At 72.2% G+C, this 26,958-nt stretch carries 18 protein-coding genes and 2 tRNA genes; 6 read left to right on the forward strand and 14 right to left on the reverse strand.

Features of this window, described 5'->3' with window-relative positions; genetic code table 11:
- Window positions 1-229: 229 nt before the first annotated feature.
- Window positions 230-1,237 (reverse strand): NAD(P)H-dependent glycerol-3-phosphate dehydrogenase, encoded by a 1,008-nt coding sequence (locus CcI49_RS37045; protein ID WP_198955743.1) that lies wholly within the window; start codon window positions 1,235-1,237, stop codon window positions 230-232.
- Window positions 1,234-2,283, reverse strand: a complete 1,050-nt coding sequence (locus CcI49_RS44325) for a 1-acyl-sn-glycerol-3-phosphate acyltransferase (protein ID WP_277872780.1) — start codon at window positions 2,281-2,283, stop codon at window positions 1,234-1,236. The genes CcI49_RS37045 and CcI49_RS44325 overlap by 4 nt, the downstream gene beginning before the upstream one ends.
- Window positions 2,284-2,542: 259 nt before the next feature.
- On the opposite strand from CcI49_RS44325, the gene cofC reads away from it, so the two are divergent.
- Together cofC and CcI49_RS37060 are read left to right on the forward strand one after the other, a co-directional pair.
- Window positions 2,543-3,319, forward strand: coding sequence for a 2-phospho-L-lactate guanylyltransferase (gene cofC, locus CcI49_RS37055; RefSeq protein WP_054565451.1), 777 nt, complete (start codon window positions 2,543-2,545; stop codon window positions 3,317-3,319).
- Window positions 3,316-4,134, forward strand: a complete 819-nt coding sequence (locus CcI49_RS37060; protein ID WP_054565018.1) for a cyclase family protein — start codon at window positions 3,316-3,318, stop codon at window positions 4,132-4,134. The genes cofC and CcI49_RS37060 overlap by 4 nt, the downstream gene beginning before the upstream one ends.
- On the opposite strand, the gene CcI49_RS37065 is transcribed toward CcI49_RS37060, so the two are convergent.
- Window positions 4,110-6,647 (reverse strand): bifunctional diguanylate cyclase/phosphodiesterase, encoded by a 2,538-nt coding sequence (locus tag CcI49_RS37065; protein ID WP_076834336.1) that lies wholly within the window; start codon window positions 6,645-6,647, stop codon window positions 4,110-4,112. The genes CcI49_RS37060 and CcI49_RS37065 overlap by 25 nt on opposite strands.
- A 425-nt stretch (window positions 6,648-7,072) precedes the next feature.
- Entirely contained in the window at window positions 7,073-8,092 is a 1,020-nt protein-coding gene (locus CcI49_RS37075) for a transglutaminase family protein (protein ID WP_054565021.1), read from the reverse strand.
- A 249-nt stretch (window positions 8,093-8,341) separates the two neighbouring features.
- Here CcI49_RS37075 and CcI49_RS37080 point away from each other — a divergent pair, with 249 nt between their 5' ends.
- Window positions 8,342-10,537, forward strand: coding sequence for an RNA degradosome polyphosphate kinase (locus CcI49_RS37080; protein ID WP_054565022.1), 2,196 nt, complete (start codon window positions 8,342-8,344; stop codon window positions 10,535-10,537).
- Between the two features lie 150 nt (window positions 10,538-10,687).
- Here the strand turns inward: CcI49_RS37080 and CcI49_RS37085 are convergent, their stop codons facing one another.
- The 3 genes from CcI49_RS37085 to leuC form a co-directional block, all read right to left on the reverse strand.
- Window positions 10,688-10,972, reverse strand: coding sequence for an HU family DNA-binding protein (locus CcI49_RS37085; protein ID WP_006541029.1), 285 nt, complete (start codon window positions 10,970-10,972; stop codon window positions 10,688-10,690).
- A gap of 571 nt (window positions 10,973-11,543) precedes the next feature.
- The gene (leuD, locus tag CcI49_RS37090; RefSeq protein WP_054565023.1) at window positions 11,544-12,131 is read right to left on the reverse strand and encodes a 3-isopropylmalate dehydratase small subunit; all 588 of its coding nucleotides are present in this window, start codon (window positions 12,129-12,131) and stop codon (window positions 11,544-11,546) included.
- An 84-nt stretch (window positions 12,132-12,215) separates the two neighbouring features.
- Entirely contained in the window at window positions 12,216-13,613 is a 1,398-nt protein-coding gene (leuC, locus tag CcI49_RS37095) for a 3-isopropylmalate dehydratase large subunit (RefSeq protein ID WP_054565024.1), read from the reverse strand.
- Between the two features lie 237 nt (window positions 13,614-13,850).
- Here leuC and CcI49_RS37100 point away from each other — a divergent pair, with 237 nt between their 5' ends.
- Together CcI49_RS37100 and CcI49_RS37105 are read left to right on the forward strand one after the other, a co-directional pair.
- Window positions 13,851-14,636, forward strand: coding sequence for an IclR family transcriptional regulator (locus CcI49_RS37100; protein WP_054565025.1), 786 nt, complete (start codon window positions 13,851-13,853; stop codon window positions 14,634-14,636).
- A gap of 439 nt (window positions 14,637-15,075) precedes the next feature.
- The gene (locus tag CcI49_RS37105; RefSeq protein WP_076834314.1) at window positions 15,076-17,262 is read left to right on the forward strand and encodes a serine/threonine-protein kinase; all 2,187 of its coding nucleotides are present in this window, start codon (window positions 15,076-15,078) and stop codon (window positions 17,260-17,262) included.
- Window positions 17,263-17,726: 464 nt separating this feature from the next.
- On the opposite strand, the gene CcI49_RS37110 is transcribed toward CcI49_RS37105, so the two are convergent.
- The 4 genes from CcI49_RS37110 to CcI49_RS37130 all read right to left on the reverse strand — a co-directional run bounded on the left by CcI49_RS37110 (window position 17,727) and on the right by CcI49_RS37130 (window position 21,492).
- Window positions 17,727-19,460 carry a HAMP domain-containing sensor histidine kinase gene (locus CcI49_RS37110; protein WP_076834316.1) on the reverse strand — a complete coding sequence of 578 codons (1,734 nt, stop codon included), beginning with the start codon at window positions 19,458-19,460 and terminating at the stop codon, window positions 17,727-17,729.
- A 920-nt stretch (window positions 19,461-20,380) separates the two neighbouring features.
- A tRNA-Glu gene (locus CcI49_RS37120) sits at window positions 20,381-20,453 on the reverse strand.
- A gap of 45 nt (window positions 20,454-20,498) precedes the next feature.
- Window positions 20,499-20,570: transfer RNA gene (locus CcI49_RS37125), tRNA-Gln, on the reverse strand.
- A 145-nt stretch (window positions 20,571-20,715) separates the two neighbouring features.
- Window positions 20,716-21,492 carry a fumarylacetoacetate hydrolase family protein gene (locus tag CcI49_RS37130; RefSeq protein ID WP_006541022.1) on the reverse strand — a complete coding sequence of 259 codons (777 nt, stop codon included), beginning with the start codon at window positions 21,490-21,492 and terminating at the stop codon, window positions 20,716-20,718.
- 313 nt (window positions 21,493-21,805) lie between these two features.
- Here CcI49_RS37130 and CcI49_RS37135 point away from each other — a divergent pair, with 313 nt between their 5' ends.
- Window positions 21,806-22,072 carry a hypothetical protein gene (locus tag CcI49_RS37135; protein ID WP_006541021.1) on the forward strand — a complete coding sequence of 89 codons (267 nt, stop codon included), beginning with the start codon at window positions 21,806-21,808 and terminating at the stop codon, window positions 22,070-22,072.
- On the opposite strand, the gene CcI49_RS37140 is transcribed toward CcI49_RS37135, so the two are convergent.
- The 3 genes from CcI49_RS37140 to cimA form a co-directional block, all read right to left on the reverse strand.
- Complete coding sequence (locus tag CcI49_RS37140) at window positions 21,984-22,832, reverse strand: hypothetical protein (RefSeq protein ID WP_054565028.1); 849 nt, start codon at window positions 22,830-22,832, stop codon at window positions 21,984-21,986. The genes CcI49_RS37135 and CcI49_RS37140 overlap by 89 nt on opposite strands.
- A gap of 89 nt (window positions 22,833-22,921) precedes the next feature.
- On the reverse strand, window positions 22,922-24,706 hold the full coding sequence (locus CcI49_RS37145; RefSeq protein WP_241840494.1) for a murein transglycosylase: 1,785 nt from the start codon (window positions 24,704-24,706) through the stop codon (window positions 22,922-22,924).
- Between the two features lie 563 nt (window positions 24,707-25,269).
- Window positions 25,270-26,850 carry a citramalate synthase gene (cimA, locus tag CcI49_RS37150; protein ID WP_116437606.1) on the reverse strand — a complete coding sequence of 527 codons (1,581 nt, stop codon included), beginning with the start codon at window positions 26,848-26,850 and terminating at the stop codon, window positions 25,270-25,272.
- Window positions 26,851-26,958 lie beyond the last annotated feature (108 nt).

Genomic DNA, 26,958 nt, shown 5'->3' on the forward strand with positions numbered 1-26,958 from the left:
CCTCGGCCGGCGGCAGGTCACCAGACCCGCACACCCAACGATCACCCGAATCCCCGCCACCAATTTGCTACAGGCTCCCTGACGACCAAAATCCTCAACGCCTGCTCGGTGGCAACGGCTGCCCGAGGCTCGGGATCTCGCGACGGGCACTCCGGCGACCAGGATCCTCAGACCCTGGTCGCCGGCAGCAGCAGCGGCTCGCAGCGGCAACGGCAGTACCGCCCCGCTGCTAGCGGGGGCGGTACTCGGGGCCGGGCTCGTGGCTCATCAGGTCCTTGACGGCCTCCAGCGGTGGCAGGCCCTCGTAGAGCACCCGCTCGACCTGGCGGGTGATCGGCATCGACACCCCGAGGCCTTCGGCCAGCGCCAGCAGCGGCCGGCAGGACCGCACACCCTCGGCAACCTGGAGCTGCTGCGCCAGTACCTGCTCCAACGTCATCCCACGGCCGAGCCGCTCACCGAAGGTCCGGTTCCGGGAGAGCGGGGATCCGCAGGTGGCGACCAGGTCACCGAGCCCGGCGAGCCCGGCGAACGTCATCGGCTCGGCGCCCAGCGCGGCGCCGAGCCGCATCGTCTCAGCCAGCCCGCGGGCGATCAGCGAGGCCTGGCTGTTGGTGCCGAAGCCCATGCCCTCCAGCATCCCGGCCGCGAGGGCGATCACGTTCTTCACCGCCCCGCCGAGCTCGCAGCCGACGACGTCGCCGTTGGTGTAGGGCCGAAGGTAGGGCGTCCAGCAGGCGCTCTGGACCTGGTGCGCGGTGGCCGCCGAGGAACTCGCCACCACGGTGGCGGCGGGGTGCTCGACGGCGATCTCGCGCGCCAGGTTGGGGCCGCTGACGACGGCGATGCGATCGGGGCCCACGCCGGCCGTCTGCGCGATCACCTCGCTCATCCGGTGGCTGGTGACAGCTTCCATGCCCTTCATCAGGCTGACGTAGACGGCCCCCGGCCCCACCATCGGCGCCCAGTCGAGCAGGCAGGACCGCAGCGCGTGCGACGGCACCGCCAGCACCACCAGGTCGGCGTCACGCAACGCCTGTTCCGGCCGCACCGTGGCGCGCACCTGGTCGGGAAGCCGGACGCCCTCGAGGTACCGGGGGTTCACATGACGGCCGTTGATGGAGTCCGCGACCTCCCGGTCCCGGGCGACCAGAGTGACGCGCGCTCCCGCGTCGGCCAGCACCTTCGCGAAGACCGTGCCCCAGGAACCCGCGGTGAGCACCGCCGCGCGCCTCACCGCCGCTCCCCCGGCGCGGCCGGATCCCCGCCGACGCCACCACCGGGCGCCAGGTCCCAGGGCTGCGCCAGCTCCCGGCTCGGGTTCGGGTACGCATCGGCCGGGGCATCGGGCTGGACGGGAAGGACCTGATCGAGCCCGGGGCGCCGCGGGCACGGTTCGCCGCGCAGACGCTCCAGCTCGACGAGCAGATCCGCCATCACCGCGTCAGTCACCTCACGTAGCAGCCGCGCGCTGTCGGCACCGCCGTCCACGGCCGCACCACCCGTGGCCCCAACGCTCACGGCCGCGCCAGCCGTGGCCTCACCGCTCACGGCCGCGCCAGCCGTGGCCTCACCGCTCACGGCCGCGCCAGCCGTGGCCTCACCGTCCACCACCTCAACGTCTACGGCCTCAACGCCCGCGGCCTCACCACCGGCAGCATCGCCACGGCCCGTCGCCCCGTTTCCAGGCAGCGTGCGGGACCGTTCGGCGAAACGGGCCAGATCCACAGCTCTCCCAGCATGAATCCGGATCTCCGGGCGGCGGATCAGCCGCAGCCGGCGGTCCTTTCCCCAGATCTGTTGTGCACCCCACTGGGCCACCGGGATGACCGGCGCGCCCGTGGCGAGAACCAGTCTCGCCACACCGGTGCGGGACCTGCTCGGCCAGTAGTCCGGATCGGTGGTGATCCCACCTTCCGGATAGATGACCACGGCCCGCCCGGCCCGCAGCGCGGCGATCGCGTCGCGCAAGGCGTCCTGCGCGCTCGGATCCCGGCGGTACACCGGAATCTGGCCGGCACTCGCCAGCACATGGCGCAGGATCGGAACCTCCCACAACTCGCTCGTCGCCATGAACCGGGGGTTACGCCCGGCGGCATACACATAGTGCGCGAGCAGGGGTGGGTCCACCGTCGAAAGGTGGTTCGCGACCAGGATGACACCACCCGAAGCGGGGATGTTCTCCTGACCGGACCAACGCCGCCGGGTCAGCAGCCGCGAGAGCGGCAGGATCATTGCCGCGGCGAGTGTGATCCCGGGGCCGCCCCGCCACGGTCGTCTCATGAACGCGAAGTCTTGCTCAGCGCCGGGAAGCCTGTCGAGTTCGTCGCGCGGTGGCGGGACACGGACCCGCGCGAGGCCTACGCCACCGATCGTACGTTCCGGCCGCGTTCGGACCGATCCGGGCAGCTGTGCCCGGCCCGTGCCAGCCGCCGGACGCGTCGCGGGCAGCCATGCGGCGTCAGCCGCGCCGGCCGGCCCCCGGGGCTGCCCCAGCCCGCCACGGCGCCTTCGCCGGTCCCGATGGCCTATCGTCTGCGCTGTGCAGTCCGCCGAGACGATGCCGCCATGGGTCGTGCTGGTACCGCTGAAACCGCTGCAGGCGGCCAAGTCCCGGCTCGACCATCCCGATCGCGGCGCGCTGGCCCTGGCGATGGCGCTGGACACCACCGCGGCCATCCTCGACGTCGACGCCGAGGTGGTGGGCTCGGTCATCGTCGTCACCGACGACCCTTCGGCCCGCGAAGCCCTGGCCGACCTCGCGAAGGCGTACCCGACCGCCACGTCCACATCGACGTCCGCGGCAGTGGCGGTGGACGTCGACCTCCACCGCCCCGGCAGACCCGACGGATCCGTCGGGCGGGTGGGACGTCTGCTGGTAGCCGCGGACGAGCCGCGCAGCGGGCTTAACCCGGCGTTCGCGCATGCCGCGGCACTCGCCCGGCGGCTGCATCCGGGATGGGGGACGGCTGCTCTCTCCGCGGACCTGCCCGCGCTGCGGCCACAGGAGCTGCGCCGTGCGCTGACGGTCGCGCCGTCGACCGGCCACGCCGTGCTCGCGGACGCCGTCGGCACCGGCACCGTGCTGCTCAGCGCGGCACCCGGCACCGAGCTGCGCCCGCGGTTCGGGTCCGGCAGCTTCCGGGCGCACCGCGACGCGGGAGCCACCGACCTCACCGGGCTCCTGCGCGACCAGGTTCCCGGGCTGCGCCGCGATGTCGACACGGTCTCCGATCTCGCGGACGCCCGCGCACTCGGGCTGGGCCCGGCGACGAGGCGGGTGCTGAAGGCCGACCCGTCGCCACGCAGCGCGGCGTGAGCACCCCGCGCGCCGCGGCGGTCTCCCTCGGCGGGCTCGACGAGCTCACGGTGGTGAGCCTCGCCCACATCCATGATCCGGCGACGACGCCGATCTTCCCGGGGGACCCGGAGTTCACGCTGACCACCGCGGCGACGATCGACGAGGACGGCTACTACCTGCAACGGGTGAGTTGCGGTGAGCACACCGGAACGCACTGGGGGGCACCCGGCCACTTCGAGCCCGGTGGCGCCCTCGCCGACGACCTCGGCCCCGCGGACCTCTTCCTGCCCGCCGTGCGGGTCGACGTCCGGGCCGCCGCGGCCGCGGACCCCGACTACCAGGTGACGCTGGGCGACCTGGCCGCCTTCGAGCGCGAGCACGGCCGGATTCCCGCCGGGGCCGCCGTCATCGCCTGGACGGGCTGGGCCGACCGCTGGGGCACCCCCGCCTACCCGAACCTGGACCGGCACGGCCGCCTGCGCCAACCGGGCTTCGGCCTGGACGCCGTCCGCTGGCTGATCGGCACCGGGCGGCTCGGGCGACGGGGCGCTCTGGGCTCGGACACCTTCGGCCCGGATCCGGGCTCGGACGAGACGTTCGCGGTCTCCAGGGAGCTTTTCCACGAACACCGCATATCCCTGGAGAACCTGACCAATCTCGCGGCGCTTCCCCCGGCCGGTGCCTGGGTGCTGGCCGGGGGCACCGTCAACCGGGCCGGCTCCGGCTCCGCCGCCACGGTGTTCGGCCTGGTCCCGCCCCGCCCGCGCGACGGCGGCCGGCGCAGGCGAACCACGCGAACCATCCGCCATCAGGATGGTCGACGCCACCGCTGATCCGCCGGGACGGTGGCCGCGGGCTCCCCGCTCGGGATCGTGGCCGTGGGCTCCTCGATCGTGGCCAGCCCTGACAGCGGCCCCGGCCGGGCGAAGAGGAAGCCCTGACCGAGCTCGCAGCCGAGCCGGTCCAGCTCCACGAGCTGGGCCTCCCGCTCGATGCCCTCGGCGATCACGACCGCGCCCAGTGAATGCGCCACGTCGATCATCGATCGACGCAGGTTGGAGTACCGGCTGCCGTCCATCGGCGGGTCGATGAGCGTGCGGTCCAGCTTGACGACGTCCACCGGCAGCCGGTGCAGCACAGCCAGGTTCGTGTTGCCCGCGCCGACGTCGTCCAGCGCGATCGTCACCCCGAGCTCCTTGACCTCCGTCAGGACGTCCGCCGCCGCGGCGAGGTCGGTGATCCGGCTGGTCTCGGTGACCTCGACCACCAGGCGCCGCGGGTCGAGACGGCTCGCGGCGAGGACCCGGGCGACCGTGTCACGCAGCCGGGTGTCACCGATCCGGCTGGCCGAGACGTTCACATGCAGGCGCAGTTGGGAACCGGTCGGGTAGGCGAGGGCGACCTCGGTGCAGGCCCGGGTGAGCACCAGGTCGTCCAGGAGCCCGACCATGCCACCGCTCTCCGCCGCGGCGACGAACGTGCCCGGGGAAACCGGCCCGCGGCCCGGATCCGTCCACCGTGCCAGTGCTTCCAGGGCCACCGCCCGCCCGTCGCGGAGCCGGACGATCGGCTGGTAGTGGACGTCGAAGCCGGCGGAGCTCCCGCCGCGGCGCAGGGCGGTCGCCAGCGCGTCCGCGAGGTGTGCGCCGGCCTCGGGTGAGGCCATCCCGGGGCGGTAGGTCACCAGCCGGTCCCGGCCCGAGCATTTCGCCACCTGCACGGCGGTCTCCGCATGCCGCAGCAGTGCCTCCCCCGTCTCGTGCGTGCGGCGGGCGACGGCGAGTCCGGCACTGGCCCGGATCGACCGCTGCCGGCCACCGAACGACACCGGGCGGCGCAGCGCCGCCAGCACCCGGGCACCCACGACCTCGGGCGACTCGCCACCACCAGCCATGAGCACCGCGAACTCGTCCGACCCGATGCGGGCGACGAGATCGGTCGCGCGGACGCAGTGCAGCAGCCGCTGCGCGACCGTGCGCAGCAGATGGTCACCGGCCGCGGGCCCGAGGCTGTCGTTGAGAACGCTGAAGTCGTCCAGGTCGCAGTACAGGATGGCGATATCGGCACCGGGCCCGGCCCCGGACGCGGCCCCGGACGCGGATCCCGACCCGGCGCCCGCCCCCCGGCCGGCGGCCCGCCGGCGGTCGGACAACAGCCCCCGCAGCCGGTGCTGGAACAGGACTCGGTTGGGAAGCTCGGTCAGCGGGTCGTGGAACGCACGATGGTGCAGCTCCCGTTCGGCGGCACGGACCCGCAGCACGAGCCGACGCCCCGCTCGGGCAGCCTCCAGCCGATCCGCGACCATCCCGGTCGCCAGGGCCGCTGCCAGCCCGATCTCGACGCCGTCGGGCCGATGGCCGCTGGCCACCCCGGTGAGCACGACCGCGGTCGCGGCCCCGGCCAGCAGCGTCGGCACGACGAGGAGTGTCCGGCCCTCCGGTCCGTCGCCACCGTCGGCGAGCACGACTCCGGCCTGCCCGCGCGGCGTGGCGCCGGCTGTGTGCCACGCGGCCGCGAGCACCACGGCACAGCCGGCGATCGACATGATCCCGATGAGGAGCTCCGGCGCGTCCGGGCCGGTGGCACCGTCCCGGCCGCTGGCACTGTGTGCCAGCGATGTCGCGGCGGCCAGCAGAACCAGCCCGGCCGCCACCGCGAGGACGCGGACGCGATCGGTGAGCCGACGAAACGCCGCGGTGTGCAGCGACACCAGCACCAGCACCACGACCTCGGCCGGGCGGACGATCCCCACGAACCGTCCCCAACCATCGTCCGCGGCGGTGAGCGCCGGGCGTACGCCAAGCCCCCAGCCGACGAGGAGCACCGAGCAGGCGAGCAGAAAACGGTCGACCAGACCAGCGGACCCGCCGCCCACGATCCCGCTCCCGAACCCGCCCGCACCACCGAACCCGCCCGCACCACCGAACCCGCCCGTGCCCCTGAATCCGCCCGTGCCACCGAACCCGCCCGCACCCCTGAATCCGCCCGCACCACCCGCACCACCGGCACCACCCGTGGGCACTCCGGGGGGAAGCGGCGGCAGGTCTGGCTGGCTCACCGGCCGGCGCGGTCTGGCCGTGGGCGCGGCGGAGAGGGCTGCCAGGGCGAGCACCGGCATGGCCAGGTAGCCGACATCTGCTGGCGACAGCCGGTATGGCCGGCTCCCGTGAGCCGGCCCGGCCTGCAGCAGCCAGACCGACTGGCCCGCGGTCCAGGCGACGAGGGCCACCGCGGCCCAGATCAGCCATCTGCCGTGTGCCCGTCCAAGGCGGCGGCCCTTCCAGACGCAGCCGGTCGCGGCGGCAAGTGCTGACGCGATCGCGGTGCCGTCGAGCAACAGCGGCACGCCCACCCTCCTCCCCTGCGGCCGGTGGTCCGGTCACCCGCCGGCCGTGGGCCGGATTCCCCGCACGCTGGCCCTCTACGGGCCGCGCCGGCTGCGAGCAGGGGCATGGCGGCTGTTCCTGGATGACGGCGCGTCGCGGCTCGGCCGTGACCTGACGGTTCGGCGCCCACGAGGGTCACTGACCGCGGTGAGCGACCGCGGCGCGCTCGTCGGGCGCTCCCGCGAACCGGGCATCCCCTGCCCGATCAACCATTCGACGCCGAGTGACCAGCTCGTCGGAGAGCGCCTCGCGTCACCGTATCTTGTGATCGGGCAAACACAAAGAGTGTCCACCTGTGGTGCGCGCGGCGCGTCGACGACCATTCCCGCCAGATCGCGGCGTCACGAACAGCCGGATTCGGACAACCAGAAGAAGCGCCCGAAGATCACTCGGTGACCGTGGCGGCAACAACGGGGGCCGCGCAGGCGGCGGGGGCCGCGGCGGGAGGGACCACGCTGACCACGTCGACCCGCTGGGTCGCGACCAGCGCCCCACGGCCCACGCCGACGTAACGGCCGGAGGTCGGCGCCACATCCTGGTAGTCACGCCCGACCCCGACGGTCACATAGCGCAGATCCGCGGTCCGGTCGTGACAGGGGTCGAACGGCACCGCCACCGCACCCGCCCCGCCCGGCGACAGCACCCCACCCCGCGGCACCGCCCTGCCCGACGGCAGCGCACCACTCGACGCGAGCGCACCGCTCAACGGCAGCGCACCGCCGGACGACAGCGCCCCGCTCGGCACGACCACCTCGACCCAGGCGTGCGAAGCCCCTTCACCCACCAGGTGCCCGGACACGTAGCGCGCGGGGATCCCGACCGCCCGACACATGGCGATCATGATGTGGGCCTGGTCCTGACACACCCCGGACCCGCCGGCGAGTGCCTGGGCGGCGGTCGTYCCCACATCGGTACTGCCCGAGACGTACTCGATGCGCTGATAGACCCAGCCGCAGACACGACGGGCCGTGGCGACCGGGTCGGAGCTCGCCAACGAGCGGGCCGCGTCGACCATCGCGGCGGTCGGCGTCGTGAGCGGGGTCGGGGCGAGCAGGCGGCGGCTGCTGAGCGCGGACGCCGGAAGCTCCGGCCAGCCGAGGTCGGCGACCCGCTCCACGACCACGGTGATGTCGAAGTCCAGCGTCGGCGGGACGACGTCGATCCTGATGTTGGCCACCTGCAGCCCGTCCGGCCCGCGCTGCCAGGTCGTGCGCGCGTGGGGCGCGGAGACCCGCAGGTCCATGTAACGCCGCAGCTGACCGCCGTGGCGGACGGGCGGCACGGCGACAAGCCGGTGGTCGAGATCCGTCGCGGCTCCGTCGTAGGTGTAACGGAAGCGCTGGCTCACCCGATAGGTGACCCGCTCGGCGCCCACCAGGTCGACCTCGCCCGCGGGTTCCGACATGCCGTGATGGGGATCATGCGGGGCGCACCCGTCCCTGATCGGCCCGGTAGTTGGCGCCACGCCGTCGATCGTCGCTCGTTTCTGTTTCCCGCCCGTTAACGGCGGAGACGCCGCCACCCAGCCTTTACCGAACAAAGTCAACACGGACCATCATCACTTCCTGCGCGACACAACCAGTCCACACGATGACCTCACATCGTCATCCTTCGCGGCTGCCGAGTTCACGCGGAACTGGCAGCATGGGCAAGCATGAGCGAGCTGGTCGCGACCCGGTCGGAACAGCCGCAGCGAAAGGCTCGGAGCGCGCTGCTGGAACCCCTGGAGGCGCCTCGTGCGCCAGCCCCGTCGGATCTTCCCTCGGGTCGGTTCATCAACCGCGAGAAGTCCTGGCTGGACTTCAACGCGCGCGTCCTGGCGCTTGCTGAGGATGTCTCGACACCCCTGCTGGAGCGGGCGAAGTTCCTCGCGATCTTCGCCAGCAACCTCGACGAGTTCTACATGGTGCGGGTGGCCGGCCTGATGCGCCGCCACGCCACCCGCCTCGCGGTCCGCTCGGCGGACGGCCTGACCGCACGCGAGCAGCTCGATCTCATCAGCCGCACGACCGCCGAGCTCACCGCCCGCCATTCCCGGTGCTTCACCGACGAGGTGGCGCCGTCACTCGCCCACGCCGGAATAACGATCAAACTGTGGCAGCAGCTCGAAGCACCACAGCGGGAACGGCTGCGGGACTACTTCGCCCAGCAGATCTTTCCGGTTCTCACTCCGCTCGCTGTCGATCCCGCCCACCCGTTTCCCTACATCAGTGGGCTTTCTCTCAATCTCGCCGTCGCCGTGCGTGAACCGGGCGGCGAATCCGAACGGTTCGCCCGGGTCAAGGTTCCACCGAACGTCCCCCGACTGATCAGGGTGGATGTCGACGAGAGCACCGAGGGCCTGGCCGGTGCGCGGGATGACTCCACCGCGTGCTTCGTGCCGCTGGAAGAGGTCATCGCGGCTCATCTCGGGCAGCTTTTTCCCGGCATGGAGGTCGTCGACTCACACCTGTTCAGGGTCACCCGCAACGCTGACCTCGAGGTCGAGGAGGACGAGGCGGAGGATCTGCTGCAGGCGCTGGAGCGCGAGCTCGCGCGCCGCCGGTTCGGCCCCGCGGTGCGGCTCGAGGTGGACGCCGACATCGACGACGACCTGCTGAACCTGCTGATGCGCGAGCTGGAGATCACCGAGCGCGAGGTGCACCGGGTCCGCGGCCCGCTGGACATGTCCGTCCTGTGGGCTCTGTACGACCTCGACCGCCCCGAGCTGAAGGACGCGCCGCGGGTACCCGTGACCCACCCCCGGCTGCTCAACGACGAGGGCGAGCCGACGGACTTCTTCAGCGTGCTGCGCGAGGTCGACGTCCTGGTTCATCACCCGTACGACTCGTTCACCACGTCGGTGCAGCGCTTCCTGGAGCAGGCCGCCGCGGACCCGAATGTGCTCGCCATCAAGCAGACCCTGTACCGGACCTCCGGCGACTCCCCGATCGTCGACGCGCTCGTCGCCGCGGCGGAGGCGGGCAAGCAGGTCGTCGTCCTGGTGGAGATCAAGGCCCGGTTCGACGAGAGCGCCAACATCCGCTGGGCCCGGGAGCTGGAACGAGCCGGCTGCCATGTCGTGTACGGCCTGATCGGGCTCAAGACGCACTGCAAGATCTGCCTCGTCGTGCGGCAGGAGCGCGGAGGCCTGCGCCGCTACTGCCACGTCGGCACCGGGAACTACAACCCGAAGACCGCGCGGCTCTACGAGGACATCGGCCTGCTCACCGCGAACCCGGACGTCGGAGCCGACCTCACCGACCTGTTCAACGTGCTGACGGGCTACAGCCGGCAGACCGAGTACCGCTCACTGCTGGTCGCCCCGCAGCACATGCGGGACGGAATCATCGAGCGCGTGGAGGCCGAGATCGCCGCCGCCCGCGAGGGCCGGGAGTGCGGCATCCGCATCAAGGTCAACAGCCTGGTCGACGAGCAGCTCATCGACGCGCTCTACCGGGCGTCGATCGCCGGGGTGCCGATCCAGTGCCTCGTCCGCGGCATCTGTGCCCTGCGACCGGGAGTTTCCGGGCTCTCCGAGACGGTGCACGTCCGTTCGATCCTCGGGCGGTTCCTGGAGCACAGCAGGGTGCTGGAGTTCGTGTCGGCGGGCGAGTACTGGATCGGCAGCGCCGACATGATGCACCGCAACCTCGACCGCCGGATCGAGGCGCTGGTGCGGGTTCCACACGCCGAACGCCAGGCCACCGTGCGCGGGATGCTCGACCATGCCTTCTCCGACCAGGTCTCCGCCTGGGTCCTCGCCCCGGACGGCCGCTGGGAGCGGCACACCACCAGTGCCGACGACGTGGCGCTGTCGGACTACCAGCACGACCTGATGGCTCGTGCGTTCGAGCGCGGGCGCCGCTGAGGCTGGCACATCACCGCCGCCCCGGCACCGCACCCCACCGAGCCGGACACGTCGCCGGGCCGGACGGATCGCCGGGCCGGCGGCGGCCGTGCCGCCGGTCACGGCCGCGCCGGAAGGCGGCCGTGGGCGGCGGCACGGCCGCCGTGCGCTTCAGTCGCTGCTGGCGGAAACGCTGGCCTTGAACTCGGAGCCGGGCCGAAACTTCGGCACCACGGACGCGGCGACGTGCACGGGCTCACCGGTCGCGGGGTTGCGGCCGGTGCGGGCGGCACGCTCCACCCGCTCGAACACACCGAAGCCGGTGATCGTGACCTTCTCGCCGCCGGCCACGGCCTCCTGGATCGCGTCGAACACGGCGTCGACCGCCTTGGTGGCGTTCGACCGCCCGCCCTCGATCTGCTGAGCGATGCGGTCAACCAACTGGGACTTGTTCACAACAACCTCCGGACGCCCCCGCGCTTGACGGGGTGGGGAGCAGATCGGGCATCACACTGCGCTGCACCGTAGGCATCTCCACTGTCGAGGGCAATTCCCATGAGCGTGTCGCGTCACACAAACCCGCACGTCAGCGGGTTCGCGCCGGGTGACTACCGCTTGTGCACTGTTCGACGAGGCCGCCGCATCCTGCAGTTTCGTCACCTTGAGTCACTTTTTGCCAGCGGCGATTCATGCCGAACGTCACGAATTGATAGCCCCCAGACGCAACGAGACGGGTGTGCTTACCGCAACGCACCGGCGCACTACCCCAAGCGGATGTGAGATCACACTCAGCACCACAACGAGCACGCGAGCGGGGATGCCCCCGAGGTGGCGCGACCGCCCTCCGACGCGGTGGCCCGATGGCTGTGGATGTGATCAAAGCAACATCCCCGCAGCGGCCCCGACAGGCCGCCCAATGGCCCGAAAAGCCCTGTGCCGGGCCGGGTCAGAGCGTCCGTGCAAGCCCCGGACCCGGCCGGCCCGGTGGCCGTGACGACCCGGACCGGCCCGGCGCAGGGCTTCGGGCTCAGGCCGTGGTCGGCAGCCAGGCCGGCCGGCCCGCCTCGAAGGCGGTGATCCGCTCCTCGTGACGCAGCGTCAACCCGACGTCGTCCAGGCCCTCCATGAGCCGCCACCGGGTGAAGTCGTCGAGCTCGAAGCCGACCGTCCGGCCGGCGCCGCGGACCTCGCGGGCCACCAGGTCGACGGTGATCTCCGTYGTCGGATCGGCCTCCACGGCGGCCGTCAGCGTCTCGACGACGTCGACCGGTACCACCACCGGGAGCAGGCCGTTGCCCAGCGCGTTGCCCCGGAAGATGTCGGCGAAGCGAGGCGAGAGCACGGCGCGGAACCCGTAGTCCTGCAGGGCCCAGACCGCGTGCTCCCGCGACGAGCCGGTGCCGAAGTCGGGCCCGGCGAGCAGGATCGACGCCCCGGCGTACGCCGGGTTGTTCAGGACGAACGACGGGTCCTCCCGCCACTCGGAGAACAGGCCGGCGCCGAAGCCCGTGCGCTCGATGCGCTTGAGCCACTCGCTCGGGATGATCTGGTCGGTGTCGACGTCGCTGCGCCGCAGCGGCACCGCCCGACCGGTGTGGATGGTGAACGCCTCCATGACAGGCACGTCCCCTTCGAAATCGTTCGAACGGCTTCGTTCGAAAGTCGCTGTGTGCAGGCGGCTACAGGTCGGAGCGGACGGCTACAGGTCGGCGGGCGCGGTCAGGCGGCCGGTCACCGCGGTGGCGGCGGCGACCTCCGGCGACACCAGATGGGTGCGGCCCCCGGGGCCCTGGCGGCCTTCGAAGTTGCGGTTCGACGTCGACGCGCTGCGCTCCCCCGGCGACAGAGTGTCCGGGTTCATGCCCAGGCACATCGAGCAGCCCGCGCTGCGCCAGTCAGCGCCCGCCGCGCGGAACACCTCGTCCAGGCCCTCGGCCTCGGCCTGTGCCTTGACCTCCATCGAACCGGGGACGATCAGGACCCGCAGCCCGTCGGCCACCTGCCGCCCGCGCAGCACCTCGGCGGCGGCACGCAGGTCGGAGAGCCGGCCGTTGGTGCAGGAGCCGATGAAGACGGTGTCGACGGCGACGTCGCTCAGCGGCGCGCCGGGTGTGAGACCCATGTACGCCAGGGCCCGCTCCACCGAGGCCTTCGCCGCCGCGTCGCCGTAGTCGGCCGGGTCCGGAACGGCGGTGTTCAGCGGCGCCGCCTGGCCGGGGTTCGTTCCCCAGGTGACGTAGGGGCTCAGGCTCGGCGCGTCGATGACCACCTCGTGGTCGAAGGTCGCGTCGTCGTCGGTCGCCAGCGTCCGCCAGTAGGCGACGGCGGCATCCCAGTCGGCCCCCTGCGGCGCGTTCGGACGGCCCTTCAGGTACTCGAAGGTCGTCTCGTCCGGGGCGATCATGCCGGCCCGCGCGCCGGCCTCGATGGACATGTTGCAGACCGTCATCCGGCCTTCCATCGACAGCGCGCGCACGGCCTCGCCGCGGTACTCGATGACATAGCCGGCCCCGCCGCCCGTGCCGATCCTGGCGATCACCGCGAGGATCAGGTCCTTGGCGGTGACGCCGGCCGGCAGCTCGCCCCGCACGGTGACGGCCATCGTCTTCGGCCGGCGCTGCGGCAGGGTCTGGGTCGCCAGCACGTGCTCGACCTGGCTCGTGCCGATGCCGAACGCCAGCGCGCCGAAGGCGCCGTGGGTCGAGGTGTGGCTGTCACCACAGACGATCGTCATCCCGGGCTCGGACAGGCCCAGCTGCGGGCCGACCACGTGAACGATTCCCTGCCCCGGGTCGTTCATCGGGAACAGACGGACACCGAAGTCGGCGCAGTTCTTGCGCAGCGCCTCCACCTGGGCCCGCGACACCGGATCCGCGATCGGGAGCAGGGTGTCGGTCGTCGGGACGTTGTGGTCCTCGGTGGCGATCGTCAGATCGGGCCGCCGGACCGGCCGGCCGGCCAGCCTCAGTGCTTCGAACGCCTGCGGCGACGTGACCTCGTGGACGAGGTGCAGGTCGATGTAGAGCAGGTCCGGCTCTCCGTCGGCGCGGCGGACGACGTGTGCGTCCCAGACCTTCTCCGCGAGTGTGCGCCCCATTGGCCCCACTCCCTCTCTGGCGTGAGCCGGGCCCACGCTGCTCGAATCCCGGTGTCATGACTGCGCCGCGGGAGGAGGTCGCCTGGCTCCCGCTCGTCTGGTTTTCCGCTTCGTGGTCTCCCACTCGCCTCGCCTGCCCATCCCGCACTTGAGACGTCTCAGCCCCTGAGACATCTCAGCTCCCGAGACGTCTCAGCTCTTAGGGCATCTCAGCTCTTGGGATGGCAGTATCAGACTATGGAACATAGTAGCGGCGTCGGCGTCCTGGACAAGGCTGCCCTGGTTCTGACCGCTGTGGAGCATGGCCCGGCCGACCTGCGCGACCTCGTCGCCCAGACCGGGCTGAGCCGAGCCACCGCCCACCGGCTCGCCAGCGCTCTGGAGGTCCACCGGCTGCTGGCGCGCGACGCGGCCGGGCGCTTTGTTCCCGGCCCTCGGCTCGCCGCCGGCGGCCCCGCCGCACTGCCCTGGGAGATGCTGGACGCGGCCGGCAAGATCCTGACCGCCCTGCGCGACGAGACCGGCGAGAGCACCCAGCTCTACGTTCGGCGCGGCCCGGTCCGGGTGTGCGTCGCCGCGGCGGAACGCTCCGCCGGCCTTCGCGACACCGTGCCGGTCGGCGCGGCCCTGCCGATGACCGCCGGATCGGGCGCGCAGGTCCTCCTCGCCTTCGCCGACGCCACCGAGCCCGATCTGCTGGCCCGCGCCACGTTCGCCCCGGACATCCTGGCCCGGGTGCGCCGGCGCGGCTGGGCGGAGAGCATCGGCGAGCGCGAGCCCGGCCTGGCCTCGGTGTCAGCCCCGGTCTTCGACGGATCGGGCCTGGTCGCCGCGGTGTCGCTGTCCGGCCCGGTCGAACGGCTCACCCGGTCGCCGGGACGGCGCCACGGCCCGGTCGTCGTCGCCGCGGCCCGGCAGCTGTCAGCGCCGGGCCCGCCGGCTGCGCCGGTCGCGCCGCGCCCGCCGCATCCCGACGATCAGAACGCGACCCCCCGGGAAAGTACCCGAAGTCACGATGGATAGCCGGAGAATGCCGGTCCGCGAACACACAGGAAAATCACTGGATTCTCGCCGTGAACACCACCTGCGGGCATGGCGGGGCGCAATCCAGCCACAGCGGTAAGCGTCAGCGGGACCCCGACGCAACCGGGTGAGATGCGACGTCGTAGCCTTTGGTGGTCAACAGTCAGGATCGATGTTTCCGAGCGGTTGTCCACCCACGGACATGGATGTCGCACGGTTCGGCCTGACCGTGGCTCCGCGGTTTCCGGCCGGGGCTGCGAGTGCCCGGCCCGATGTGCYTCCAGGCCGATCGCTCCGGTCGGACGCGGCGCCAGTGGCCATGCGCAATCCCAGCGACGGCAGGCACGTCGACGCGCTGCGGTTGCYGGGTCCCCGTCACGACGGGGCGCAGGCTCACGCCGGTCAGGCTCCCCACGRCAGTCAAAGGGGGAAAGGCGCAGTGCGCAAACTGGGTTCGCGGTACGTCCTGCACGAGCTGATCGGGCAGGGCACTGCCGGCCAGGTCTGGCGCGGGGCCCACGTCCCCGACGGGGAGCCGGTGGCTATCAAGGTTCTCCGGCCGGAACTCGCGCATGATCCCGAGGTCGTCGACCGGTTCCTCCGCGAATGCGACCTCCTGGTGCGGCTTGACAGCCCCGAGCTGGTACGGGTGCGGGACCTGATCAAGGAGCCCGGCACGCTGGCGATCGTGATGGACCTCGTCGAGGGCATCGACCTGCGCGCGCACCTCGACCAGAGCGGCCCACGCCCGGTGACCGAGGCCGCCCGCCTCGTCATCGGCCTGCTGTGGGCGCTCGACAGCGTGCACGACGCGGGCATCATCCACCGCGACGTCAAGCCCGAGAACGTGCTCATCGACACCTCGGATCCGCGTCGTCCCTATGTGCGGCTCACCGACTTCGGCGTGGCCCGCATGATCCACACCCCGGGCCGGGCATCGCTGACCGGCCCGATCGGGACCCCGCTCTACATGGCACCCGAGCTGGCGGACGACGTCCCACCGACACCTTCGGTGGACATCTACGCCGCCGGAGTCGTGCTCTACGAGCTCATCGCCGGCAGTCCCCCGTTCGACCACGCGCATCCCGCCGACCTGATGCGGGCGCACCGCGAGGAGCAGCCGCTACCCATCCAGGGTGTGCCGACGGCGGTCTGGGACGTCCTGGCCTCAATGCTCGCGAAGTCGCCGAAGCAACGCCCGGCCACCGCGGCGGACGCGGCGGAGGACCTGCTCGACGCCCTCGAGGACGACGACCGGGACCACGACCACGACTTCGACCAGGACTCCGGCAACAACAACCACACCACCCGGATCGACCGGGCCGAGCGACCCGGCGCGGCCGGACGATCCGGCACCGCCAGCCGATCCGGCGCAGCCGGACGTCGGCACGGCGCCCCCGCGGGACGCGACGCCGCCTTCGACGCCGCACTCACCCAGGTCGGTGGGATCGCCCCCGTCGCCGCGACCAGCCTGCTCGCCGCCGGGACGGACGCGACCGGCGCCCACAGCGGCTGGAACGACGCCGCGAACACCCAGGTCGCCGGCATTCCACCAGCCCGCGCCGACTGGGATGCCGCGGCGCACACGCAGATCGCCGGGATGCCGCCCGTGCGGCCAGACCGGGCTGGTGCCGGGGCCGGCCCGGGCACCAGCACCGACTGGTCCGACGCCGCCACCGGGGCCCAGCCCGCGGTCCGGGTTCCCGCGCGTTCGGCGGGTTCGGCCTCCGACCGCAACACGGTGATCTCGAAGAGCAAGGATTCCGCACCCGCGGGCGCGCCAGGAGCGGGCGCGGGCGCACCGAGCGGCCGTTCGGCGGCCGACCGCCGCCGCCGCAGCCGCATCGCGGCCGGTGCCGGCCTGGTCGTGGCCCTCGTCGCCGGAGCCGGTGGCTGGGCGCTGGCCGCCGCCGGGGGCGGCGACACCACCCTGACCACGGACAGCAACCAGCAGATGTTCACCGACGATTCCGGCGTGGTCGCGACTCTTCCCGGGGGCAGCCCGATGCCGCCGGGCATGGCCCCGCCGGCCGCCGGCACGGACGGGCGCTCCACCGGCGCCGCACGCGGCACCGCATCCGGCCGTCCCGGCCAGAGCACCTCGCCCGGCGCCAGCGCCACCCAGTCCGGGACGGCCTCCCCGAGCGCGAGCACCAGCCCCAGCGCCTCGCCGACGGCCAAGGACGGAACCGTCCCCGACGTGACGAACCAGAGCAAGTCGGCCGCGACGAGCACGCTGAGCGGCAAGGGCTTCACGAACGTCGCGACCAGCGAGACCTGCCGGAAGGGCGAGAGCGGCGGGATCGTGCTCGGTCAGAGCCCCAACGCCGGCAGTGTCGTCCCGGTCTCCACGAAGATCACGCTGACCGTGCAGGCCACCGACTGCGTCGAGGTCCCGTCCGTCGCCGGCAGCTCGCTCAGCGCGGCACGGAGCAAGCTGACCAGCGCGGGGCTTGGCGTTCTGGACGGCGGGGGCGGCTGTCAGTGGGGAACCACCAGCACTGCGGCACGGACCAATCCCTCGGCCGGAACCATGATGCACAAGGGCGAGAACGTCTGGCTGGAGCCGAACTGCTCCGCGTCACCAGCCCCGGCCCCGACAACACCAGCCGCCACCCGGACCTGACAGGTCACCCGACCGCGCTCGACACCCACAGCCACCTCGACGCGACTCGGGGCGCGTGAAAGGGACGCGAGAGTCCGAAGGGTTGGGGGTTCTGGTCGTGCTTGCAACCAGAACCCCCAGCCCCTGCGCGGCAGTAACGCCAGCGGTGGTCGCCGCTCGAAGCCGCCGCTCGAAGATCTGAGGATCTTCGTCGTCCCGACGACCACAATCCTCAGATCCTGCCCGGCGGCAGCTCGAAGCCTGGATGCTGCTCAGTTCTTCGGACTCGCCCCATCCGGCTCAGAGGCCCAGCCGCGCTGGGATGGGCCGCGCGGTCAATCTCCGCCCACACCCGGCGCAGTTCCTCCCGGCCGTCGAGGGGCCCGAGGACTACCCAGGTCACCACCCCTCCCGGCACAGCAGACCCCTGCCACACAACTGCGCTGCCACACAACTGCGCTGCCGCGCAACGCGGGTGAGCGGAGTCAGCCAACCCAGTCCGCGGGCAGCGATGACGGCCACCCCTGCGCCGGCTCGGCTGCTGCCCGCCGGCCCGGAGCAGCCGGGGGTACGGCGGGCAGCCGGGCGGAGGACGGCTTGGGGAAGTTCGCCGGCGTCGGGGTCGGTACCTGAGAGCCCGCGCCGCTGCCGGAAGGGCCACCCCGGGGCCGGAGCAGGGCTCCGGAGCCCGCGGGCAGAGCCGGCGGATCGGGTAGGTCGGCCCGGGTGCGCAGACTGCGCGGGAGAGGCATCGGAACCGGCATGGGAGCTGGCTCCGCGGCACCCGTGGCGGCGGCCGGCGAGGCTGCCCACAGGTCGACCTCGACGATGATCTCGCCGTTCTCCGAGGACATCCGAAGACGGCCACCGTGCACCTCGACCAGGCGCCGCACCACGTAGAGCCCCATCCCGGCGCCGTCCGTCTGGCGGGTAGCCGTCCCGTCCCGCTGGGTGAACGGCTCGAAGAGCTGGCGGATTGTCGCCGGATCGAGGTCCGGACCGGGGTTACGCACCCGGAGCACCACCTCGTCGCCGACCCGGCCCGCGATCAGCCGCACCGGCGCGCCCGGCCAGGAGTGCACGAGCGCGTTGTCCACCAGGTTGGCGACGACCTGGTGCAGGGCCTGGCGGGCCATCCGCACGGAGAGCTGGGGCGGCAGGTCCACGGTGACGCTGTTGCCGGCATAGGTCAGGCCGGCGATGACGTCCCGGACCACCTCGGGTAGGTCGGCGACGGTGTTGTCGTCGGTTCCGGTGGCGGTCGCCGCCGTCAGCATGTTCTCCAGCAGCCTGGACAGGCGGTCGGAGTAGGTGACGGCGGAGTCGAGCATCCCGTCGAGCTGGGCGTCGGAGAGGCGGTCGCGGCGGCGCCTGATGGTCAGCAGGGTGCCGCGGATTCCCGTCAGCGGCGTCCGGAACTCGTGGGAGACCGTCGCGACCAGGTCGCTGCGGATGCGGTCGGTCTCCTCCAGCCGGGCCATGAGGCTCTGCTGGCCCTCGTAGAGCTGCTGGCGGTAGTCCTCCTCCCGCCGGCGGGACTGCTCGTTGTAGTGCCAGAAGACCATCTGGGCGCCGGCGAGGGCACAGATGAAGCCGGCGTGCAGGCCGGCCAGCACCAGGGCGTTGTCCTCCATCCGCCCCGCGGCCTCGGCGGTGACGATGTCGCCGATCTCCAGGCTGGCCAGGAACACGAACGCGATCGCCAGCAGGTAGACGGTCCAGTCCTCGTAGAGGGCGATCAGCGCCACCACGACGAAGAAGTGGAAGTACATCGMGGTCTGGCCGTCGGAGAGATGCACGAAGACGACGGAGCAGCACAGCAGCCCCAGGCTCGCCGCGAGGGCCCGCACCCGGCGCATGCCGGGCACCAGCGCCGCACCGAACAGCAGCGCGGGCGGGCTGGCGGCCAGGACACCGTGTGGCAGGCTGTGGTCACGCCACAGGCCGTACACGACGATCGCCGGCAGGTGGAGGGCGAGCACCCAGCACATCAGGGAGTGGCGGGCGGCCCAGTCCTCCGTGGGCAGGCCCCGGCCCCGGGGGAACCAGGAGACCGGCCCACGGGACGTGGTGTCGACACCCGACGCGGCCAGCCCGGAATCCGCCGCGTGGTTCCGGGACGGCCGAGGCTTCTCGGGTCGCCGGGCGGCGCGCCCTACATGGGCACTGCCGTGACGGCGGCGCGCCCGTGCGGGCATGGAGGGGCTGGCGGAGGACATCCGAGCAAGTTTCCCCCGTTCCGGTCCCGGAGCGCCATGGCTGGCACGGGTGGTGTCGTATGACGACTATGCCCAGCTTTGACTAGGCCATCCGCACCACCCGGTAAGGGGCTCAAAAGGGCATGGCGCAGATGCTGGCATTCCCGACAGGCTGTGGTCCGCGAGGTGGCCTCGCCGACGGCCGCCCGTGAAGGAGGACACGTGCCCCCAGTTGCCCTGACTACCGCGACCGCGACCGCCCTCATCACCCAGACAGCGCCGCAACCTGCGGTAAATGGCGCCCAGAGCGGTGTCCGCGGGGTGTTGGCGCCCCGGCCCCTGCTGCGCCTCGTCGGCTCGGAGCAGGTCGACGGGTCCGAAGGGCCCGCGGAGGTCGTCCACGGCTGGGGTGGGCCGGTCACGTGCAACTGCCGGCCGTGCGCGATGGCCCGTCACCCAGCGTCCATGCCTCGTCTCCGTGTCGTTGACTAGGGCCACGCCCAGGAACTAGTCCTCCACCGCCACCTTCCGGTAGGTCGCCCCTCGCGGCGACCTGCGCCCGACCGGGCCCGCCACCGACAACCAGACCACCCGGACCACCCGGGGGCGACCCGCGGCATGCGCCGCGGCCGGCGCAGGCCGGCAAGGCCACTGCGGCCAGCCTGCCCGCCGCCACCGCGCCACCGCGCTGCCACTCCGCCGGCCTGGGAACGGCCCCCGCCACGCTCAGCAGACCTCCGCGTCCGTCGGGCGCTCGTCGAGGGCTCCGAGGCCTACTCGGAGCCCTCGACGCGTTCCACGACAACGCGACAGGGAGACCGCGACAGGGAGACAAGGAGACGTACGTCACTCCCCCGCGGCCCGCGTCGGCAGCGGCGCCTGGCGTCGGCAGAAAAAGAAAGGCGCCAACCCGAAGGTTGGCGCCTGATGTTCTTCAAATGTAGCCCCGACCGGATTCGAACCGGCGCTACCGCCTTGAGAGGGCGGCGTCCTAGGCCGCTAGACGACGGGGCCAGAACCGTTCCTGCAATATACAGCATTTTCGTGCTTTTGGTGCAGCTGGGGTACCAGGACTCGAACCTAGACTAACGGAGCCAGAATCCGTTGGGCTGCCAATTACCCCATACCCCAAGGGGCCCTCGCGGGCGTTGCCTACTGTACCCCATGCACGGCCCAGATCCGCGAGTAGGGGCCGCGGAAAGGCCGGCCAGTTCCGGAGACCGGCGTCCGGGGGTCGGGCCGGTCCAGGACCGCCGACCCCGCGGCACCCGAGGAGCTACCTGGCGGTCACCGGGTTCGTCAGGGTTCCGATGCCATCCACGGTGACGGCGACGGTTTGCCCTGCTTCCATCGGCCCCACTCCGGCGGGAGTGCCGGTAAGCAGGACATCTCCCGGGAGCAACGTCATCGCGCGCGACATGAAGGCGACCAGGGCCGGCACGTCATGCAGCAGGTGACTGGTCCGGGAGTTCTGCCGGACCTCGCCGTCCAGCGTCGTCCGCAGGGCCACGTCGGACGGATCGAGCTCGGTCTCGATCCAGGGCCCGAGCGGGCAGAACGTGTCATGTCCCTTGGCCCGTGTCCACTGGCCGTCCGTCGCCTGCTCATCCCTGGCGGTCACGTCGTTGGCGCAGGTGAAGCCGAGCACGACGGACATCGCCCGCTCCACCGGGACGTCCCGGCAGAGCCGGCCGATCACGACGGCCAGCTCGCCCTCGTAGTCCACCCGCCGGCTTTCGGCCGGCAGCATGACCGGGTCCCCCGGGCCGGCCACGCTGGTCGACGGCTTCAGGAACAGCACCGGGCTCGCCGGCGGCTCACCGCCCATCTCCCGCGCGTGGTCGGCGTAGTTCTTGCCGATGCACAGGATCTTGCTCGGCAGCACCGGAGCCAGCAGCCGGACCTCCGCCAGCGGACGCCGCACCCCGGTGAACGTGAACGGAGCGAACGGATGCGGTGTGATCCCGGCTACAACCGCGGTTCCTTCCTCCGGTGACCCCTCAACCACTCCGAACGCCGGTTCCGATCCGTCTGTAAACCTCGCGATGCGCACTGGGCGACCGTACCGACCCAGCTACGCGTCGGGGGCGTGGTGCGGCGCGCCCAACCGCCGACGCTGCGCAGCCCCGACCCCGCCGGACCACGATCAGGCCACATCCGGCCACATCCGGCCCCGTCCGGCCGCCACTGACCACGTCTGACCATGACCGGCCCGCTCGGGCCGCGCCAGCCTCGTCGAGGCATCCGATTCGCCGGGGTGGCGAAAGGGCACCGAGAATCAGGCAGGATTGCCCCGTACGGGTCCGCGCCCCGGGTCGGGACAGCGGTGACCCATCACGGACCGGCCTCGATCTGGAAGGAGCACGATGACCGAGACTGACACCACTCCCGTCTACGACGTTGGCGCACCCGAGCCCAAGCCGATCGACGAGGAGCTCAGCGTCCAGCTTGGCCACCTCGCGGAGGACGCGATCCTTCGCGGCAAGCCCAACGGCGACGAGCGCTGCGACAACTGCCTGTACTACCTCGACACCGACAAGGACATCACCTACTGCTGGCACCCGAAGCTGCGGATCCTGGTCGGCGGCGACTGGTGGTGCCAGTGGTGGGAGGAGATCCCGGAAGAGGACTGACCTTCCGGGAGGCGACGCCCCGGGGGTGCCGGGCCGCCCCGACGCCCCCACTGGCGCCCCCGATGTTGTCGCTGTCGCCGGTTACAGGCCGGCGACCGGCCAGCCAGGGAGCAGGCAGGACGTCGACGGCGGCGACCGCGACCAGGCTGCTCGCCTCGGCGAGCAGCTCCGCGACCTCCGGTTCCTGCCAGCCACGGTCCGCCGCGTGCGCCAGCTCCTCGGACTCGTGGTAGGCCGCCTCGACCAGCCATCCGCTCGCCGTGCAGGCCGACAGCAGGCCCAGCAGGTCCGGGCGGGCGTCAGGCAGCCGGCGGGCAAGCCGCCGCCGCAGCTCCCACAGCGCCGCCCGGTCGGCGGTCCGCCCCCAGGTGATCCGCACGAACCGCGCCCGCCCCAGCTCGGGGCGGTCTTCCTCCCCTGCCAGGCTCGCCTCCCCGACGAGCTGCACGTGGGGGTGGTCGATCACGGCCACGGGGCACAGCAACCCTCCGAAGGCCTCCCAGGTCCCGCCTTGCCAGAACTCGGTGCGGTCCGCATCGCCGGGGTCATGGAGGTCGAACAGGCCGACGAAGACACCGTCTCGTGACGTCCCGGTGGTGCAGGCGGCCAGCCCGGCGCCAGCCGGGCCGCCGCTCGGTGCACCTGAACCGCTCGGTGCACCTGAACCGCTCGGACCACGCGAACCGCCGGCCCCTCGCTCCAGCACATCACGCAGTGCGCGTTTGTCCCGCACTCGGCCCCGGATCGCCCGCAGCACCATCGCCACCTCCCTGCGACGGTGAGGCTACGGCGCCCGGTTACCCGCAGCCACCTGGAAACAGCGGAACGTACGCCTGTCGTGGCTGGGGATTACGGGGCCAACGACACGACCGGGAAGGGCAGCGTGCTCCCGTCGCCGCCGGTTCCGGCAGCTTCCGGAGCGGCGGCCGAGCTCGTGGTGGCCGAACCCGTGGCGGCCGAGCCCGGGTCCACCTGGGCGCACAGGGCCGTGATCACCTCGCCGAGACCGAGCCGCGCATCGGCGGCGATCTCTCCCACCTGGATCGCGGCCGCGAGCCGGTCCAGGAAACGGGACAGCTCGACAGCGGCCTGCAGACCGCCATCGCCGTCCGGCAGGGTGGCGAGCAGGTCGTCCACCGCCGTCCGGGTGATGCGTCCGGTGTCGCGGTAGGTCTCCAGATGGCGCCGCAACCCGGCCAGCGTGGGCGGAGCACCGGAGAAGTCCGCGGGATCGAGGTCGGCGGCCCGGATCCGCGTCTCGGCGGCCGCGCAGTCAGCACCGCCGGGCAGGACCCGCACCACGACGTCGAAGGGGCCGCGACCCGTCGCGCGGCCGATCGCCAGCCCGTCCACCCGCCCCAGCGAGACGACCTCGTCGCCGCTCGACACGGTCCGGGCACTCGTCCCCGTGGCCACCGTCGCGCCCGTGCTGTCGAGCACCACGAGCTCGATGGTCACCGTCCGGCCGTCGGTGCCCCCGACCCGGCCGCGTACCTCCAACGACTCATGGTCCGAGCCGGTCAGCACATCGCCGCCGACCCCGTCGACGCTGATCGATCCCTGGTCGATCACCGGCGTCAGGCAGCCCTCCCCCTCCGCGCCGGCCAGCGGCGTCAGCGCCGTGACCTCGAACGGCTGGTCCATCGGCAGGCCCTGCGCCCCCTGATCATCCGAGGTGTCGCCACCGGCCGCGTCGGCCGGTTCGGCGCCCAGGCCGCTCACGACCGTCGCGCCGACGGCGTACCAGGCCGCCCAGCCGAGGACGGAGCGGGTGTACGCCTCCGACGGGTTGTACGAGCGCACCGCGGTGAGCACGTTCTTCGGGATCCGCAGGTCACCGGAGGCACAGAGCAGCTCCGCCGCGGCGAGCGTGGCGTCGTCGAGGTCGTTGGGGTCAGCACGTCCGTCCGCGTCGGCGTCCCGGCCGGCCCAGCGCCACATCGCCGGGGTGAACTGCATCGGGCCGACCGCCCGGTCGAGCTCGCGATCACCGTCGAGCCAGCCGTCGTCGGTGTCGCGGATGTAGAACATGCCGGCCGAGCCGTCGAGCCGTGGGCCGACCACCGTGGGTGTGACCCGGCCGGTGGCCGGGTCGATCGCCGCGCCCTTTCCGTGGCCCGACTCGATTGCGCCTATTCCTGCCAGCAGCGACCAGTGCAGGAAGCAGTCCGGCCGCTCGGCGTTCACCCGGTCGGCCGCGCTCGTGTAGGCGGCCAACGCCCGGGACGGGATCGTGGAGGCCTCGGCACTCGAACCGGGTGGCGTGGTCAGCGATTCGTTACGGACCGTCGAATCCGGCGCCGAACCGTCGTCCGCCTCGTCGTCGTCGGCGGCGGCGACGTCGGACCCGGAGCGGGTCGCGGTACCGGCGGACACCGTGAGCCCGTCACGCACCGGCAGCCGGATCTGCCCGGACGCACCGACCACACCGGCCAGGGCCTCCACGGTCGCTCCGCCGAAGGCGGCCCCGTTGTCGGGCAGCACCTCGACCTGGTCGATCCGGCCGTTGACCGGCCCGTGCAGGCTGATCGGTGCGGCGGCGGGCGCGGGCGTGGCCACCGCGGTCACCGCGAGAGTGAGCACTGCCACCGCCAGCGGGAGCTTCAGCAGCGCACCCCAGGAGACGCGTGCCACCTGGCCGGCGTCGCGTCGGCGTCGCCCACCGAGGGCGGCTGACGGCGTCGGGCGGCGGGCCGCCACCTGGCCGCGTGCTGTCGCCGGCCTGCGGCGCCTCGACGGAGGATCGACCCACACCGCCTCGGCCGCGGCCCGCGAGGACCGGTGTGCACCGGCCCGACGGCCCGCCGTGCCATGACCCGCCGGGCCATGACCCGCAACGCCGCTACCTGCCGCGCCACGGACGGCCCGGCGGCTCACAGCCGCCCCCACCGGCTGTTGCTGCTGGTCTGGCACTCCATGACCGGACACCGCGCCATGGCCGGACACCGCGACACCGCCGTCCCCTCTCCCCGGCTTGGTGACCGAGCTCGCGTCTCACCATCGCCTCGGACATCCAGGACACCGATATGCGGTGGATTAGCCGGATCGCCGGAAGCGTCGCGGTCAGCGTAACGGGCACCAAAGGATGGCCGCGCCGCGTTGGCACGAGCGGAGAAATCTTTGGCAGGACGGGCGGACGCCGCATAGGCGGCGTTGACGATGTTGATCTGGCGATGGGGGACCGCCAGGCGACCGGACTAGACCGCGTCGGGGTCGGGACGCTCGCCCTGGCGACGCAGCCCGTAGATGACGGCATCCTGCAACGCCACCCAGGAGGCCGCGATGATGTTCTCGTGGACGCCGATGGTGTCCCAACGGCCACGGCCGTCACTGGTCTCGACCAGCACCCGGGTGACCGCTCCGGAGCCCTGGCTCCCGTCGAGGATCCGGACCTTGAAGTCGACGAGGTCGAGGTCCACGAGGCCCGGGTAGGCCTTCTCCAGCGCGGCGCGCAGCGCGGTGTCGAGCGCGTTCACCGGGCCGTTGCCCTCGGCGGTCGAAACGTGCCGCTCACCGTGGGAGGTGAGCTTGACCGTCGCTTCGCTGACGACCTCGCCACCGGCCCGCTGCTCGACGATGACCCGCCAGGATTCCAGGGTGAAGTAGCGTTCCCGCCCGGACACCTCGTCGATCAGCAGAAGCTCGAAGGAGGCCTCCGCGGCCTCGTACGAGTAGCCCGCGGCCTCACGGTCCTTGACGATCTCCAGCACCCGGCCGAGGGCCTCACGCTCGCCGGACAGGTCCAGGCCCATCTCCCGGCCCTTGAGCTCGAGCGTCGCCCGGCCCGCCAGCTCCGAGACGAGCATCCGCATGTCGTTGCCGACCACGGCCGGGTCGATGTGCTGGTACATGTCCGGATCGACCTTGACCGCGCTCGCGTGCAGGCCGGCCTTGTGCGCGAAGGCGCTCGCCCCGACATACGGCCGGCTGTTGTCCGGTACCGAGTTGGTGACCTCGTCGATGGCGTGGGACACCCGGACGAGGTCGCGCAGCCGCCCGGCGGGCAGCACCTGGCGCCCCAGCTTGGTCTCCAGGCCGGCGATCACGCTGAACAGATTGGCGTTGCCGCAGCGCTCGCCGTAGCCGTTCGCGGTGCCCTGCACATGGGTCGCCCCGGCCTCGATCGCGACCAGGCTGTTCGCGACGGCGCAGGCCGCGTCGTCGTGGCAGTGGATGCCGAGCCGCGCACCCGTGAGCGCCAGCGTCTCGGCGACGACCTCGCCGATCCRGGTCGGCAGCATCCCGCCGTTGGTGTCGCACAGCACGATGACCTCGGCACCGGCCTCGGCCGCCGTGCGCACCATCTCCAGGGCGTAGTCGGCGTGGGCCCGGTGACCGTCGAAGAAGTGCTCCGCGTCGACGAACACCCGCTTGCCCTCGGCGGTCAGATGCCGGACGGTGTCGCGGATCATCGCCAGGTTCTCGGCAGGTGTCGTGCGCAGCGCGCGCTCGACGTGCCGACGGTCAGCCTTCGCCACCAGGCACACGACCGCGGTACCCGCGTCACGCAGCGCCGCGACCTGCGGATCGTCGGCCACGGCCTTGCTCGCCCGCCGGGTGGAACCGAAGGCGGTCAGCAGCGCACCGCGCAGGTTCAGCTCGGTGCGGGCACGGCGGAAGAACTCGGCGTCCTTGGGATTCGATCCGGGCCAGCCGCCCTCGATGAACCCGACGCCCAGCTCGTCGAGATGACGAGCGACGACAAGCTTGTCGGCGACCGACAGCGAGAGCCCTTCCTGCTGGGTTCCGTCCCGCAGGGTCGTGTCGTAGATGTGCAGCGACTCACGGTCGAACGCGGGTTCCGCCGGGGCACCCTCGGTGCGGGCGTCGACGGAAACGGTTCGGGTGGTGGTTGGGACGTCGTGGTGCACAGCTGGACCTCTCGC

This window comes from Frankia sp. CcI49 (assembly GCF_001983215.1).
GTDB lineage: Bacteria > Actinomycetota > Actinomycetes > Frankiales > Frankiaceae > Parafrankia > Parafrankia irregularis.